This is a genomic window from Sorangium sp. So ce295 (assembly GCF_051527405.1).
Lineage (GTDB): Bacteria > Myxococcota_A > Polyangia > Polyangiales > Polyangiaceae > Sorangium > Sorangium cellulosum_B.
The window spans coordinates 9,937,537-9,953,055 of sequence record NZ_CP150324.1; the positions used below are offsets into that span (position 1 = coordinate 9,937,537).

Genomic DNA, 15,519 nt, shown 5'->3' on the forward strand with positions numbered 1-15,519 from the left:
GTAACGTCATGGAACCGGCTCGTCAAGCCATCGGCCTCGTGCGTGGAGGGGAGCGAACGGCCTGACTCGGCCGTGGCCGGGGGCGGGCAGAAAGAGCAGCGCGAGCGGCTGCGGCGCCATCACCCGTCGATGACTTCGCTCAGCGCGGGCCGCCGGCCGCGAACGCAAAATCGAGTTCCAACTCCTTGCGTTCTGGCGCTTCGGCAGCTCACCATTCGTCGTCTTTCAGGCAGCTTCAACTGATTTGTGGGATCGGAGGTCATCGCGCCAAAAGAGACGCGACCGGCCGACCGCGCGCCCCCGCCCTGTGCAAGACTGCGCGCCGATGCCGTACGACCATCTCCTCGGGCGCGTGGTGACCCTGCCGGTGCGGCGGTTCGGCCCGCCGGGCGCCTTCCTCTCGGCCGATCCAGACGACCTTCGCCCGGACGCGCCGGTGCTCCTCTTGCCGCGCAGCGAGGTGCCCGAGGGCGCCAGGGAGGGGGACGAGCTCGAGGTCTTCGTGTACCTCGACTCGGAGGATCGCCCCATCGCCACCACGCGCCGGCCGAAGGTCACGCTCGGCGAGGTCGCCTTTCTGGCGGTCACCGACGTCGCGCCCTTCGGCGCCTTCGTCGACTGGGGCCTGCCCAAGGAGCTGCTCGTCCCCCGCGCGGAGCAGACCCGCGACCCGCGGGTCGGCGAGCGGCACCCGGTGGGGCTGCTCGTGGACAGGACCGGGCGCCTCGCGGGGACGATGCGCGTGAGCGAGATGCTGCGGGATCAGGGCGAGTTCGATCTCGACGAGTGGGTCGAGGGTGAGGCGTGGCGCAACGAGCCGGGGATCGGCCTCTTCGTCATCGTCGAGCGCAGGTTCGTCGGCCTGCTCCCCGCCGACGAGCCGCACGCGCTCTCCCGCGGCCAGGCGGGGCGGTTCCGCGTGGCGAGCGTGCTGCCCGACGGGAGGATCGATCTCTCGCTCCGCGGTCACGCGCACGAGGAGGTCGAGAGCGACGCGCAGGAGATCCTCGCGCGGCTCTCGCGCCCGGGCGCGCCGAGGATCGGCGATCGATCGAGCCCGGAGGAGATCCGGGCGCTCTTCGGCCTGAGCAAGAAGGCGTTCAAGCGGGCCGTCGGCCGCCTGCTGAAGGAGCGCGCGGTGGCGATCGACCGCGAGGGGTTCCTCGTCAAGAACGCGCGCTGAGCCGGACGGAACGGGGCGGAACGGGGCGGAACGGGGCGGAACGAGGCGGAACGGGCGGAACGATACGCGGCGCCCCGCGGCGGACGCCGCGTCCGGAGCGTCGCGCGGGCGACTACCGATCCCTCGCGCACCTGGCGCCAAGGCCGTAGTAGCGCTCGGCGGGTTTGCCAGGGAGGCGACGGGATGTCGTGAGGTTCTCGATATCGTCGTCGAAGCACCCGCCGCGCATGACGCGCTCGGAGCCGGCGGTCAGGTTCGCGCAGTTGTCGCAGAGTTCGCAGCGCTGCGATGAGATCGGGTACTCGTCGCTGTACCCGTCCAGCGTCCACTCCCACAGGCTCCCTGCCAGGTCCGCCTGCCCCCACTTTGCATCCCCGGAGGTCGCCTCGTCACCGCTCGATCTGGACCCGACCTGCAGGAGATCGGCGAGCGTGCAGGGGCGGCCCGACTCTTCCGTGTACCCGTAGCAGCCGAAGACCGCGCGGTCCTCGTCGGCCGTATCGCCCCACGGATAGCTTCGCTCCTCGTCGCCGCCCGCCGCCGCGTAGCTCCACTCGACCTCTGTCGGCAATCGCCCGCCGTCCCACGCACAGAAGGCCATCGCCTCATGCCAGGTGATGCAGTTCATGGGGCGGCGCTCGTCCTCGTCCGATTCAACCGTGTCGCTCCACGTCGAGCAGCGCGCCCCGATAGCGCTGCACGTGTCGCGATCGGGAGGGGTGCACTTCCTCAGCTCCGCCATCAGCGTCGCCGTGTCCGGCTGGAGGAACTGCACGAAGCTGTCCTTCCACCCGCTGCCAGGAAGCGCCGGGTGCTCCCCGGCGCCGGCCTCGGGAGGGCTCTCCCGCGTTCCTTTCCCCGCCTCGACGAACTCGCGGAACCGGCCGACCGTGATCTCGTAGGTATCCAGCCAGAAGTCGTTCACGATCGCCCGCCTCTGCTCGGCGGAGCCCGTCGCGTCTTCATAGCTCCTCGTGTACGCGCCGCCGTCCACCAGCCTGCTGTCGCAGCAGCTGATCCCGTCCGGTCCGCACCGCGTCGCCAGGGTCAGGCAGCTCGGGACCATCGACGAGATGGGGCCGCCCCCTGCGCCCGCGCCGCTACCGCCGTCGCCGTTCAGCCCGCATCCCCCCGCCTCACCGCCGCTCCCGGACGCCGCACCCTCACCGCCGCTCCCGGACGCCGCGCCCTCACCGCCGCTCCCGGACGCCGCACCCTCACCGCTGCTCCCGGACGCCGCGCCGCCGCCGCTCCCGGACGCCGCGCCCTCGCCGCCGCCGGGCTTGTACCGCTCCCAGTCCGCGCCGATGAGGTCCGAGCATCCGGCGGCGACGAGCGCTCCCACCCCGCCGACCCAACCAGCTTTCGCCCAGGTTCCACCCATGACCCGACAGCGTCACCCCCTTCGTTCACCGCTGTCAAGCCGCTCCCGGCCGGCCGCCTGCGTCGAGGGATCCCCTCACCGCAGCTCGGCCGGCGGTCGCGACGCGGGCGCTACTCGAGCAAGCTGCGCAGCATCCAGGCGGTCTTCTCGTGGACCTGAAGGCGCTGGGTGATCAGATCGCAGGTGGGCTGATCGTTGGCGTTCTCGGCCACGGGGAAGAGCTCACGCGCGGTGCGCGCGACCGTCTCGTGGCCCTCGACGAGGCGCTTGATCATGTCCGTGGCCTTGGGGACGCCGTCGTCCTCCTTGATGGTCGAGAGCGCGACGAACTGCTTGTAGGTCCCCGGCGCGGGGAGGCCGAGGGCCCGGATGCGCTCGGCGACCAGGTCCACGGCGAGCGCCAGCTCGTTGTACTGCTGCTCGAACATGAGGTGGAGCGTCTGGAACATGGGCCCCGTGACGTTCCAGTGGAAGTTGTGGGTCTTCAGATAGAGCGTGTACGTGTCAGCGAGGACGCGTCCCAGCCCCGCGCCGATCAGCTCGCGGTTCTTGGCGTCGATTCCGATATTGATCTCCATAGGACTCCTCTCGTGTCGTGTGCTCTCAGGCTTCTCCGATGCTGCGCATCGACATCACTTCGATCGGGCGCAGGCCGAGCAGCGCATATGCCTGCTCCCAGCGCTGGTCCGCCGCCACGTCGAACAGGATCCCCTCGTCGAGGGCCACGGGCAGCCACGCGCCCGCGGCGATCTCTCGCTCGAGCTGGCCGGGCCCCCAGCCGCTGTAGCCGAGGAGCACCGTCCTGCGCCGCGGGTCGGCGGCGGCCGTGCCGCGCACCGCGTCGGCCGCGAGGGTGTCGAACGCGCTCCGGGACGACGTGACCCGCACCCGGGAGCCCACCGGGATCACGCCCGTCTCCTCGGCCCCGAGCGCCGGATCGAGGCACAGGATCCACCCCGAGCTCGGCTGGACCGGGCCGCCGAGGTAAACCGGCGCCGGGTCCTTCAGGTCGTTGCCATAACCCGCGAACGACAGGAGCTCCCCCAGCGTCATCGGCGCCGGCCTGTTCACCACGAACCCCAGCGCCCCGCCCTCGCTGTGCACAGCGAGGAGCACGACCGTCCGGTCGAAGTTGGGATCGCCGAGCGGCGGCGACGCGATGAGGAACCCTGGGGCCAGCACGCTCGCTTCGCTGTTCATCGGCGATCCTCCCTCGCAACGGTCAACCGGTCACTGCGTCCCGCACGAACCCGTCCGCCGCGGCGGGGGCCGGACGGGGGGTCGCCCCCACCTTACTCCGGCGTGCCGTGACAGGCGATTGGGATCTCCCTCCAGCGCCGGCGCGGCGGGTATAGTGGAGCCATGTACACCGTCGGCGTCCGCGATCACATCATGGTGGCCCACAGCCTCAAGGGCGTGCAGTTCGGCCCTGCGCAGCGCCTGCACGGCGCGACGTACACGGTCAGCGTGGAGGTGGAGCGCGAGGAGCTCTCGCCCCTCGGCCAGGTGGTCGAGACGAGCGCGCTGCGGGATAGCCTGCGCGCCGTGCTCGCCGAGATCGACTACCGGAACCTCGACGAGCACCCTGCGTTCGAGGGCAAGCGCTCGACGCCCGAGCTCATCGCGCGCTACATCCACCGCGAGCTCGGCCGCAAGCTCCCGGTGAGCGCCGGCAGCGCCCTCACGATCACGCTGAACGAGTCCCCCCTCGTCTGGGTGCGCTACCGCGCGCCGCTCCGGGGCGCCTCGGTCATGCCGACCGAGCTGGCCTGAGCGCCGGGCGTCTCCGCTTGGCACGCGGCCCTGACCGCGGCAAAAGAGCGCGCCGATGACCGAGCCGGTCCGCACAGCGCCGATCGTCCTGAGCTTCCAGGGCGGCACTCTCCGCATCGAAGGCCTCGCCCCGCGCCCGGCGCTCGCGCCTTCGCCCGCGCTCGACAGCAGCGCGCTGCCATCGAACGCAGACGAGCGCGCGGGCGAGCCCGACGGCGGCAACGCCGGCGATCCCGCGCTCGATGGCGGCGCGCCGCTCGACCCCGCGTGCCTGCCCGCGTCCTGCCGCTGGGACGCGCGGGAGCGCGTCTACCGCGTGCCGGCGATCGACTATGCCGAGCTCGTCCTGAGGCTCCGCGCTCGCGGCGTGCCGTTCACCGACGCCGCCCGCAAGTACGAGGCGCTCCCGCTCGCGCCGCTCGCCAAGCACGACCCGTTCCCCTACCAGCGAGAGGCGCTCGACGCCTGGGCCGGGCGGCGCAGCCGGGGCGTCGTCGTGCTCCCGACGGGCGCGGGCAAGACGTTCGTCGCGACGCTCGCGATCGCCGCGCGGCAGCGCAGCGCGCTCGTGGTCGTCCCCACGCTGGATCTCCTGAACCAGTGGTACGACGGGCTCTCCGCCGCGTTCGGCGTCCCGATCGGCCTGCTCGGCGGCGGTTACCACGACGTCCTCGACCTGACGGTGACCACGTACGACTCCGCGCACGCCCACATGGACCGGCTCGGCGCCCGGTTCGGCCTCGTGATCTTCGACGAGTGCCACCACCTGCCGAGCCCGTCGTACGCGCTCGCCGCGAAGATGTGCCTCGCGCCCTTCCGCCTCGGCCTCACCGCCACGCCCGAGCGCGCCGACGGCCGGGGCTACGACGACCTCATCGGCCCGATCGTCTTCCGCCGGGAGATCACCGAGCTCTCCGGGCAGTACCTCGCGGCCTACGACGTCGTCCGGCTCGAGGTGCCGCTCTCGGACGACGAGCGCGCCGCGTACGAGGCGGCGCGCGCCGTGTACATCGGCTTTCTGCGCGCGAACGGCATCCGCATGCCCGAGGGGTGGGGCCAGTTCATCCTGCTGAGCTCGCAGTCCGACGCCGGCCGCCGCGCCTTCGAGGCGTACCGCCGCCAGCGCAGCCTCGCGCTGTGCGCGCCCGGCAAGATCGACGTCCTCGCCCGGCTGCTCCACGCCCACCGCGGCGATCGCACCCTGGTCTTCACCGAGGACAACGCCACGGTCTACCAGATCTCGCGGCAGTTCCTGCTGCCGGCCATCACCCACCAGACCAAGGTGAAGGAGCGCAGCGCCATCCTCGACGCCTTCAACCGCGGCGCGCTGTCGGCGGTGGTCACCTCGAAGGTGCTGAACGAGGGGGTCAACGTACCCGAGGCCAACGTGGCGATCGTCCTGTCGGGCAGCGGCTCGGTGCGGGAGCACGTCCAGCGGCTCGGCCGCATCCTGCGCCGGAGCGAGAACAAGACGGCGATCCTCTACGAGCTCGTGGCCCTCGGCACGAGCGAGCAGCGGGTGAGCGACAAGCGCCGGGAGCACATTGCTTACCAGTGACCTCGTCCGCGTCCGCCGCCGGGGCGGGCTGGTCGTGCCGCAGTACCTCCGCGGGGCGGCCGCCGAGCGCCTGCTGCCGGTCGCGCGGGCGTACCTCGACATCCTCTCGCAGCGCGTCGGCGAGCGCCGCGACGAAGTGGCGGCCGCGCTCGACGCCGTGGAGGTGCCCGCGCGGGATCGCGTGGCCGCGCTCGGCCTGCGCAAGGTGCTCGAGGACGGCTGCGCGTACGAGGTGCACGATGGCGTCCCGAACGCGATCCGAAAGTCAAGCTCCTCGTAGCCGCTGCATCACGCTGGCTCGGCGCAAGGAAGCTCGACGATGAACGTGGCCCCGGCGCCCGGCCGGCTCTCGCATCGGATCGAGCCCCCATGGTCCTCGACGATCCTGCGGCTGATGTACAGGCCCAGGCCCAGTCCGCCGTAATGCCTCTCCGACACCGCGCGCTCGAAGCGGCCGAAGATCCGATCGCGCTGTTCGGGGGCGATGCCGATGCCGTGATCGCGCACGGCGAGCTGCGCCATGCCGCGCTCGGCGCCGACGGCGATCTCGATGGGCTTGCCGGTGCCGAACTTGATGGCATTGGAGAGCAGGTTGGTCACGACCCGGTCGAGACAGGATCGATCCCACCTGCCAAACACCGGCGCGCCGGTCTGGATCGACACCGAGCAACGGGCCCCCGCGAGGTCGGCCTCGAAGCGCTCGGCCACCTCGCGGACGAGGGCGCCGAGGTCGACGTCCGCGCGCTCGAGCACGAGCGTCCCCGTGTCGAGGTGCGAGACGTCGAGCAGATCATGGATGAGCCGGGTCAGCCGGGTCCCCTGTCGCTCGAGGAGCTCGAGCCGCCGATCCAGCACCTGCGGATCGATGACTCGCCCCAAAGGTGCCGCCCTGCGAAGCGACTGCACCGCAAGCGTGAGCGAGGTGAGGGGCGTGTTGAGCTCGTGGGTTGCGATCGTGAGGAACTCGATGCGGGCGCGGACGGCCTCCTGCGAAGCGCGGTAGAGCCGGGCGTTGTCGATGGCGTTCGCGGCGCGGCGCCCCAGCTCCACTGCGAGATCGAGGTCGGCGCGCCCGTAGCGACGCCCCGGCGCGTCCGAGACGAGGCTGAGCACGCCGAGCTTCTGCCCGCGCGCGACGAGCGGCACCGACAGCCCAGTCCGCGCGCCGAGCGCGCGAACGAGCCGCAGGTGCTCCTCGTCGTGGCATACCGCTCGAACGAAGTCGTCGGTTATCTCCGGCGTGAGCACAGCTTCGCCCGTGCGGAGGGCCACGATGGCGGGGTGGGACGAATCCCAGCGGGGAGGATACCGCTGCTGCACCTCGAGGAGCATGGGCTCCTTCGCGGGATCTCGGTGCGCCACGGCCAAGCGCCGGATTTCTTTGTCCTCCACGATGTGGATGACGCACCAGTCCGAGAGTTCTTGCACGCAGAGGCGCCCGAGACGAGCAAACGTCTTTTCGTAATCCAGCGACTCGGAGAGCACCGCTCCCGCTTCTGCGAGGAACGCGGCCCCTGCGAGCGCGGCCTTCTCCTTGGCGAGCAGCAGGGCGTTTTCCAAGGAGATCGCCGCCTGCGTGGCGAGGAGCTCCAGGGCCGCGAGCCGATCGGGCGTGAAGGCGCCAACGAGGAGATCGTTTTCGAGGTAGAGCTGGCCAACCACCTCGGCTTGCCGGCGGATGGGCATGCACAGCACCGACTTGGGTCGGTGCGCCGCGAAGTAGTCGTCACCGGCGAGCTCGCCCGCGTCGCCTTCGTCTAGGATGACGCGCCCCTTGGTTCGGTGCGCGTAGCGGACGACGGACGTCGGGATGCGCGGGGAGCCTTCCAACGGCGCCGGCTCGAGATCGATCGTGACGACCCCTTTGGCATCGAGGGTCGCCTCCGCTTCCACCGAGAAGGTTTCGCCCTGACGTAGGACGAGGCAAGCGCGCTCTGCCCCGCCCTGCTCGAGGACGATCGTGAGCAGCGTCCGCAAGAGCTTGTCGAGGACGATCTCGCCCGAGATGGTTTGGGACGCTTTGGTCACCGCGTAGAGGTCGAGCTGCTCGGCCCACATCGTGACAGTGGCCGTGGTCGCGGAGAGTCTCGAATCGGAGAGGTGAGGATACTGCTGGTCGAGCTGTTTGACCTTGCCGTCGGCCCCCCAGCGGGCATAACAGGCACGGGCGTTGCGGAGATGGGTAACGCCGTTCGTGTCGAGGCCGCGGCCCGCATAGAACCGGCCGGCCTGCTCGTAGGCCAGCGCCTCGTGGTGCACGAAGCCGTTGTCGTGGGCCGAGCGAATGGCCTGCTCGTAGAACGCCATGGCCTCGAGGTCCCGGCCTTCGATGCGGCACTTCTCCGCCAGGACCAGGACATGGCGATTCCGGAAGTTTTCCGGGCAATTGTCGGCCCAGTACTTCAGCTGGGCCAGCAGGCCCTCCAGCCTTTGGCCGAATTCGGCCTGCCGCTCGGGCGGGACCTGCGGATGGAGCGCCGTCAAGGTGAGGGCGTGGTAAAAACAATGGGTGACATTGAGAATGTTGATGAGCGGCTGCTTTCCTTGCAGCTCCCCGGCCTTGTCGGCATGCGCCAGCGCCTCCGCGAACTTTCCGAAGGTGAAGGCGGCGACCAGCTTGAAAACATGATAACTGTAAAGACCAATCTTGAAGTCGGCCTTACGGAAAGCCGCGAGACTGGCCTCCTCCTGGAAGGTCCCGTCCTCGAAGCTCGGCGGACCGAAGGTGAGTCCCCGCAGGCAGAGGAGGAACTGCTCGCACATGCGAAAAAACAGGGAGTTGATTTCGCTATGGATCCGGTCCTCGAGGGCGCGGTACCTCTCGCTGTTTTGTTGGGCCCCCCCGATGGATTCCGCCGATTCCACGTCGAACCAGAACGCCTGCATCGCGCAAAAGAAGGCGTAGTTATGGTTGCCGGTCTGGAGCGCCGCCTCGACGCCCTGTTCCAGGATTCTCTTGGACGCCGCGAGGGGGCGGGCCCAGCAATGGACCGTCCCCCCGTGGATGCTTAGCAGGGACGCCTTCCGAGTGGCATCGCGGAAGCGCGCATTCAGCGCCAGGGACATCTCGGAGAAGGCCAGGGCGGAGGGAACGTCACGGTAGAGGCTCACCAGCAGAATCGCATAGCCGCTATAGATGGCGCAGGCGGATGCGGTGTTGCCGTGCCTGAGGGAGAGCGTGAGTCCATGGAAGATAAGCAAAGGGAATAATCCCGGCCTCACCTGGTACGCCGGCGACCCGGTGTCCGCAATCAGGTCGAGGCTCGCCCGCACCCGGGGATCGGAGACATCCGGAGCCAGGGCCAGGTCGGCGATGCGCCGGCCGCTCAAGAGGGCGGGAATCTCCGCCTGCTCCGCCTCCACGGCCTCGCAGATGTCTTCCTCCGCATCGGGAATGGCGAAGCCGAGCAGGCGCAAGGCGGCGAGCCCGGCCTCCAGCGCATCCCCATACCGACCTGAGCTCTCGTATAGCGGGATCCGCAGTCTGAGCACCCTAGCCCGGTCGATGTCGGTCCTGGCCTTCTCAAGGATTTCCCGGAACCGCGCGTCCGCCTCTTCGAAGCGGCCCACCAGATACGCGCATTCGGCCAACTCCAGTCTTATCGCGAACGCCTCGGCATAGTCTTCGGTCCAGGGATCCGTGGGCAAAAGCGCGTTCGCCTGGGCCAGGTATTCCCGCGCCGCCGCGTAGGCGATGGCGGCCTTGGACCTGCTCGCCGCCCGGAGATTGAGGCGGCGAACCAAGTCCCGTTCCCCGGCGTCCGCAAGGAGGTTAAGCCCGCGATTGAACTGGTTCACCAGCTCGAAGACATCGTCCCCGACCCCCTCGGCGGTCCGGCCCGCGAGCAGCAGGCGGCCGAGGCGGAGATGCTCTCCGGCGCGCTCCGGCGGAGCCATCGTGGCATAGGCCGCTTCCCGGATGCGGTCATGGACGAAGGCGTGGCTGTTTCCCTGCCTGAGAAGAAGCCCGGCCCTTTCGGCCTCCCGGAGAGGGGCGTGAAGCCCTTCGTCCGGGCCGCCCGGGGCGCCGGCCATGGCGGGCTCCTCGGTGTCCCCCAGCGCGCGCATTAGGACCTCGGTCTCCGCGCGGATCCCCAGGCACGCCAAGACCTGCAGGGTCTTCCGGCAAGCCGCGGTCAGCCGGTGTATCCTGCCCGCCAGGAGGTCCACGACGTTATCGGTATAACCCTTGGCGTGGATGCGCCGCAGATCCCACCGAAACGCCCGCGTGCCGGGATCGAAGCCGAGTAGCTTCTCCTCGGCCAGGGCCGTCAGGAACTGGATGGTGAAGAACGGATTACCATGGGTCTTCTCGAAGACGAGCTCGGAAAGCGGCCTGACCCTCTCAGGCTGATCATGAAGCGCGTCGGCGACGAATCTCCCGACATCGTTCTGCGAGAGGGGAGTGAGGACGACGTCGTGAACGATGCCGCCCTCCTTTCGGATTGCCTGCAGGCTGCGCATCAGCGGGTGACTCGAGTCGACCTCGTTGTCGCGGTAGGCCCCGACCAGAAGCAGGTGATGCACGTCCGGGTGAGTGACCACATCGGCGAGCAAGGCCAGCGTCCCCGCGTCCAGCCATTGCAGGTCGTCGAGGAAGAGCACCAGTGGATGCGCGGCCTGGGCGAAGACCCCGATGAGCTGCCGGAACACCAACTGGAAGCGGTTCCGCGCCTGCTGCGGCGGCAACTCCGGCACCGGCGGCTGGGGCCCGATGACGAGCTCGAGCTCGGGGATGAGATCGACCATCAGCTGGCCAGTCGGGCCAAGCGCCTCGCGCAGCGTGTCCCTCCACTCTCTGATCCTGGTGTCGCTCTCACCCAGGATCTGGCGGACCAGACCCTGGAAGGCCTGGGCCGGGGTGGCGTAGGGAATGTCGCGCTTGTACTGGTCGAACTTGCCGGCGATGAAGCGGCCCCGCTTTTCGACGATCGGCTTTTGCAAGGCATTGACGAGGGCACTCTTGCCGACGCCCGAATAACCGGACACCATCACCAGCGCGGGCGCGCCGGTCGTCGCCACGGCGTCGAAGGCAGAGAGCAGCGCGGCCGTCTTGCGCTCCCGCCCATACAGCTGCTGCGGGATCTGGAGGCGGTCCCAAATATCGTCTTGGCCGAGCGGGAACGGCTCCACCCGTCCGCAGGCCTGCCATTGGGTGAGGCAGCGCTCCAGATCGGCCACGAGGCCGCCGGCGCTCTGGTAGCGATCCTCGGGCATCTTGGCGAGCAGCTTCGAGACGATGCGCGCGATGGGCTCGGGCACCTCGAGAACGAGCGCCGAAGGAGAAGGAGGAGCGCGGGCGACGTGGCAATGGACCCATTCCACGGGGTCCTTCGCCTCGAAGGGGAGCTCTCCGGTGAGCATTTGAAAGAACGTGACGCCCAGCGCGTAGAGATCGGAGCGGTTGTCGATCGCGCGGTTCATCCGCCCCGTTTGCTCGGGCGACAGGTAGGGCAACGATCCCTCGATGAGCCGGGGAGGCTGCTCGCGGGGCAGGCGGGACGCGAGCCCGAAGTCGGCGAGCTTGAGCTCGAAGGTGGCGGGGTTCACAAGGATGTTCTCTGGCTTCACGTCCTTGTGGACGATGCCCGCTCGGTGAATCTCCGAGAGCGCCCTCGCGATGGCCATGGCGAGCGGGAGAAAGCGATCCATCGGCATGGGCGTCCCGCCGAGCAGCTCGCCCAAGGACCGGCCGTCGAAGTCCTCGAGGACGAGGGCGGGCATGCCCTGGTAGGTCTCGAGGGCGAGCGGTTTGACGACAGCCGTGGAGTCGAGCAACCTGCCGATCTCGAATTCGTTCTGCAGACGCTCGAGGTCCTTCGGTCGGCTGCGCTGCGGATCGAGCACCTTGAGGACCACGGAGCGACCATCGGCGCTCCGGATCGCGCGATAGAGGGTGGCTCGGCTTCCGTGGGCGAGAGACTCCGTGATCGTGTACGAAACGGAGGAGCTCATGGTGGGAATCCGCGCGGACCGATGGAGTCGCTTACCCTGAGCATGACTGCGCAATGTAGTATGAGCAAGCCTACCCCGGAAGACTCTGCTCCCACGCATCCCGTCCTCCGGTCCTCCCGTCCTCGCGTACTGCCGTGCTGCCGTGCTGCCGTGCTGCCGTGCTCGGCAAGCGTGGGCCGCCTTCCCAATCGCGGGATCGCGAGGTGCCGAGCGGGCGGGCCGTCCATCCAGCTTGCGTCACGGCCGAGCACGCAAGCCTGCCCGATGCGCGCTGCACGCGTCGGTCCGGCGTCGCGCGCCGGCCGACCCTGCGGACGCCCGCAATTCTCGATCTGGCGCGCCGCCTCCGCAGCGATGACAGCCGAACTCCCCGTTCGCCATAGTCGTCGACGTCGACCTCAGCGCGGTCGGCGGCGGCTCGCGCGCGGTCGAGGTCGCCCCGCCGAAAGGCTTCCTCGGCCGCCGCACAGGCGGCCGCGAGGTCTGTCATGTCGGGCGTCTTGGGCCCGCTCTCCGTCGTGGGGCCGGAGTATGGCGCACCTCGGCGCGGCGGTCGTGCCCTTCACTCTCCGGTTGGCACGCGGCCCTGCCTGCGGCAAATGAGCGTGCCGATGACCAAGCCGGTTCCCACAGCGCCGATCGTCGTGAGCTCCCAGGGCGGCACGCTTCGCGTCGTGGGCATCGAGCGCGCCCGGGGTGCGCGGTTCCGCCTCGGGCTTACCGCCACCCCCGAGCACGCCGACGGCAGGGGCTACGACGACGTCATCGTGGCGCTCGCGACGAGCGAGCGGGTGAGCGACGAGCGCCGGGAGCACATTGCTTACCAGTGACCTCGTCCGCGTCCGCCGCCGGGGCGGGCTGGTCGTGCCGCAGTACCTCCGCGGGGCGGCCGCCGAGCGCCTGCTGCCGGTCGCGCGGGCGTACCTCGACATCCTCTCGCAGCGCGTCGGCGAGCGCCGCGACGAGGTCGAGGCCGCGCTCGACGCCATCGAGGTGCCCGCGCGGGATCGCGTGGCCTCGCTCGGCCTGAGGAAGGTGCTCGAGGACGGCTGCGAGTACGAGGTGCAGGAGGGCGTCGATCCCGAGGCGCTCCGGCGCGAGCTGTTCCACGCGGCGGCGGCGGCGCACCGCGCCCTCGACGTCCGCGCCCGCTTCGACCGGGCCGCCGTGCTCGACGAGGTGGCCGCCCGGCTCGGCACGACGCCCGCCGCGATCGAGGCGGGCCTCTACGCCGACCTGCGCGGCGCCGAGATCCTCCGGCGCGCGGCCGCGGACGCGCCCGAGATCTTGCTGGATCGGTACAACCTTTCGCTGGCGCAGTCGATCCTCCTCCGGGCGACGCAGGTGACGATCCGCATCGAGGGGGAGAGCGCCCAGCGCTACCGGCGGATCTTCCGGGCGGCGCGCTTTCACGGGCTCATCCACGTGGTCCAGGGCGATCCGGTCTCCGGCTACACGATCGCGCTCGACGGCCCGTTCAGCCTGTTCGACGCGGTGCAGCGGTATGGCCTGCGGCTCGCGATGTTCCTGCCGTCGGTGCTCGCGTGCGCCTCGTTCCGGCTGCGCGCCGACCTGCGCTGGGGGCGCGACAAGGAGCCGCTCGCCGTCGAGATCGGCCCGGCGGACGGCCTCCTGTACCACGGGCGCGAGCTCGCGGAGACGACGCCCGAGCTGGACGCGTTCTGCGAGGGGTTCAGGAAGCTCGGGTCGCCCTGGACCGTGTCGCCGAACGAGCGGCTGTTCGCGCTGCCCGGAGAGGTGGTGTGCGTCCCTGACCTGGTGTTCCTGAACGCGGAGACCGGAGAGGAGGTGTACCTCGAGGCGTTCGGGTTCTGGAGCCGAGACGCGGTGTGGCGGCGCGTCGAGCTGATCCGGAAGGGGTTTCCGGCGAGGATCCTGCTCGCGGTCGGCAAGCAGCTCCGCGTGAGCGAGGAGGTGCTGGGCGACGACGAGGCCGGGGAGATCTATGTCTACCGTGCGACGATGTCGCCGCGGGCGGTGCTGGCGCGGCTGGACGGGAAGCGCGGGGGGGCGTGAGCCGCTGCGGAGTTTCGCTGCCCGGCTCACCTCGACCGGGTACACTGCCCTCCGACGCCTGGAGGTCTCTCATGCGAACGGTGGACGAGCTCGTCGAAGAAGTCCGGAGCTTCCCTGTAGCGGAGCGCCTGCGGCTCGTGGAGCGGATCCATGAGATCGCGAACGCGTCGGCGGACCCGCGGGAGGCGTCGCTGCCCCGCCCGAAGGTCTCGCCTCTCGGCTGGCTCGCCGACGATCCCGAGCTCGCCGACCAGCTGGAGAAGCTCACGGCGGATGCACGCGCTCGGGGTCGGGCGAGGGGGCTCGACGATGAGAACCCTCGTTGACACCGACATCTGGTCCGAGATCTTCAAGGGGAAAAACGCGACGGTCCTCGCCAGGGCGAGCGACTACCTCTCGCAGCACGGGCGCTACACGTTGACGGCCGTGACGGTCTTCCAGGTCATCCAGGGCCTGCAGCACGTGCAGCGCGCGAGCCGGATCGACGCGTTCTCCGAGATGCTCGAAGCCCAAGCGACGACGCCGAGCTCGCGGTCAATGAGCGCGCGGCCCAACGGCCGCGACCACGGTGTTCGCGTCGAGCGCGACGGAAGCTCTACTTTTGCGGCCTCTACCCGCTGAGGTGCTCATTCCAGAGCTCACCAAAGCGGTAGATCGCAGCTTCGGCCGGACCCTCGAAGCCACGAAGAATGCGTTGCCACGGAACTCCGGGAGAATCGTAGTAGTCCTGTAACCACGTCTCGAAGCGAGCAAGCTGCTCCGCTCTTTCTCGCGCAACCTCCGGGAAGTGATCCTCGGTCGCATCCTGCGCACCGAGTCCGAAGTTGTACATCCACTCGATTGTGCACTCGCCGAGGAGAGTGGCTGGACGCCTCGCATCTAGCGCTTCGAGAACCACATCCACGAACCAATCCGGCTTACCATGAGCAACGGTGACGAGAGGACCGCTCGGATCGTTGAGCAAACCAATAGCGGCTTCGAGAATGCGTGCCATTCCGAGCTCGTCACCCAAGGCAAGGTAGGAACGCGTCCATGCGCGAGCCTGTTCAGGGCCATTGAACAGCCGATCTAGCGTATCGTTCAGCCAAGCAAGCCCAGGAACGATGAGCAGGTAGCCGTAGAAGAACGCACCTAGATGAATCGGCGACGGACACTCGAGCCGCTTTGAGTGACTGGCTATGGCACTCAATCGACGAGCTAGAAGAGCGGATGTCATTTCTGTTTCTCCCATCAGAACGGAACCGCTTGGATGGTGACTCCGAAGCGAGCGCCAAGGGCTTCGACGTACTGAGCACAGGGAACGCCCTGACGCAGGAAGTTGTCAAAAACCATGTCGCCAACTCGAACAGCCTGATGAAAGCCGTTCTGGGTTAGGGCAGTCCCACCGCGGCCGACCAGGTCGCTCACCATGTGGTCCGCGACTTGGCCGGCTGGACCGCGATTTGTGGTGATGTTGAGGATCTGGCCGGGGATCCCCTTGGCCTTCAGCGCATCGGCCATGGCGCTCGCACATTGCGTGCATTGCATCGGTCGAAACAGCCTTGGCGACAGGCTCGCGATCGCTTCGCATGGACAGCGGTCGATGGCGAGGCTCGACACCAACAACACCGGGCGGGTCGACGGCCCTTG

The 15,519-nt window shown here is 69.2% G+C and carries 14 protein-coding genes; 8 read left to right on the plus strand and 6 right to left on the minus strand.

From position 1 onward, the window contains the following. Positions 1–325: 325 nt before the first annotated feature. On the plus strand, positions 326–1,183 hold the full coding sequence (locus WMF11_RS37745) for a CvfB family protein (RefSeq protein ID WP_437974221.1): 858 nt from the start codon (positions 326–328) through the stop codon (positions 1,181–1,183). A 112-nt stretch (positions 1,184–1,295) separates the two neighbouring features. Here the strand turns inward: WMF11_RS37745 and WMF11_RS37750 are convergent, their stop codons facing one another. The 3 genes from WMF11_RS37750 to WMF11_RS37760 all read right to left on the minus strand — a co-directional run bounded on the left by WMF11_RS37750 (position 1,296) and on the right by WMF11_RS37760 (position 3,767). After that, positions 1,296–2,528 (minus strand): formylglycine-generating enzyme family protein, encoded by a 1,233-nt coding sequence (locus WMF11_RS37750; RefSeq protein ID WP_437974222.1) that lies wholly within the window; start codon positions 2,526–2,528, stop codon positions 1,296–1,298. 149 nt (positions 2,529–2,677) lie between these two features. After that, a complete protein-coding gene (locus WMF11_RS37755) occupies positions 2,678–3,145 on the minus strand; it encodes a Dps family protein (RefSeq protein WP_157907930.1) in 468 nt (155 codons plus the stop codon). Positions 3,146–3,170: 25 nt separating this feature from the next. Continuing rightward, positions 3,171–3,767 (minus strand): YqgE/AlgH family protein, encoded by a 597-nt coding sequence (locus WMF11_RS37760; RefSeq protein WP_437294584.1) that lies wholly within the window; start codon positions 3,765–3,767, stop codon positions 3,171–3,173. A gap of 162 nt (positions 3,768–3,929) precedes the next feature. Between WMF11_RS37760 and WMF11_RS37765 the strand changes: the two genes are divergently transcribed. From WMF11_RS37765 to WMF11_RS37775, 3 genes are read left to right on the plus strand one after another with little or no spacing between them, the layout of a single operon-like run. Then, entirely contained in the window at positions 3,930–4,340 is a 411-nt protein-coding gene (locus WMF11_RS37765) for a 6-pyruvoyl trahydropterin synthase family protein (RefSeq protein ID WP_012239418.1), read from the plus strand. Between the two features lie 55 nt (positions 4,341–4,395). Continuing rightward, complete coding sequence (locus tag WMF11_RS37770) at positions 4,396–5,898, plus strand: DEAD/DEAH box helicase (protein WP_437974223.1); 1,503 nt, start codon at positions 4,396–4,398, stop codon at positions 5,896–5,898. Continuing rightward, a complete protein-coding gene (locus WMF11_RS37775) occupies positions 5,885–6,178 on the plus strand; it encodes a DUF790 family protein (RefSeq protein ID WP_437974224.1) in 294 nt (97 codons plus the stop codon). Before WMF11_RS37770 ends, WMF11_RS37775 begins: the two co-directional genes overlap by 14 nt. An 8-nt stretch (positions 6,179–6,186) precedes the next feature. Here the strand turns inward: WMF11_RS37775 and WMF11_RS37780 are convergent, their stop codons facing one another. Further along, entirely contained in the window at positions 6,187–11,853 is a 5,667-nt protein-coding gene (locus tag WMF11_RS37780) for a sensor histidine kinase (RefSeq protein WP_437974225.1), read from the minus strand. Between the two features lie 611 nt (positions 11,854–12,464). Between WMF11_RS37780 and WMF11_RS37785 the strand changes: the two genes are divergently transcribed. From WMF11_RS37785 to WMF11_RS37800, 4 genes are all read left to right on the plus strand, one after another. Further along, a complete protein-coding gene (locus WMF11_RS37785) occupies positions 12,465–12,683 on the plus strand; it encodes a hypothetical protein (protein ID WP_437974226.1) in 219 nt (72 codons plus the stop codon). Next, positions 12,670–13,890 carry a DUF790 family protein gene (locus tag WMF11_RS37790; protein WP_437974227.1) on the plus strand — a complete coding sequence of 407 codons (1,221 nt, stop codon included), beginning with the start codon at positions 12,670–12,672 and terminating at the stop codon, positions 13,888–13,890. The genes WMF11_RS37785 and WMF11_RS37790 overlap by 14 nt, the downstream gene beginning before the upstream one ends. A gap of 71 nt (positions 13,891–13,961) precedes the next feature. Further along, positions 13,962–14,216 carry a hypothetical protein gene (locus WMF11_RS37795; protein ID WP_437974228.1) on the plus strand — a complete coding sequence of 85 codons (255 nt, stop codon included), beginning with the start codon at positions 13,962–13,964 and terminating at the stop codon, positions 14,214–14,216. Next, positions 14,200–14,511: a hypothetical protein gene (locus WMF11_RS37800; RefSeq protein WP_437974229.1), complete on the plus strand. Its 312-nt coding sequence runs from the start codon at positions 14,200–14,202 to the stop codon at positions 14,509–14,511. The genes WMF11_RS37795 and WMF11_RS37800 overlap by 17 nt, the downstream gene beginning before the upstream one ends. Here the strand turns inward: WMF11_RS37800 and WMF11_RS37805 are convergent. Both WMF11_RS37805 and WMF11_RS37810 read right to left on the minus strand, forming a co-directional pair. Further along, complete coding sequence (locus tag WMF11_RS37805) at positions 14,501–15,121, minus strand: hypothetical protein (protein WP_437974230.1); 621 nt, start codon at positions 15,119–15,121, stop codon at positions 14,501–14,503. The two genes, WMF11_RS37800 and WMF11_RS37805, sit on opposite strands and share 11 nt — an antisense overlap. After that, positions 15,121–15,498, minus strand: a complete 378-nt coding sequence (locus WMF11_RS37810) for a papain fold toxin domain-containing protein (RefSeq protein WP_437974231.1) — start codon at positions 15,496–15,498, stop codon at positions 15,121–15,123. The genes WMF11_RS37805 and WMF11_RS37810 overlap by 1 nt, the downstream gene beginning before the upstream one ends. Positions 15,499–15,519: the final 21 nt, after the last annotated feature.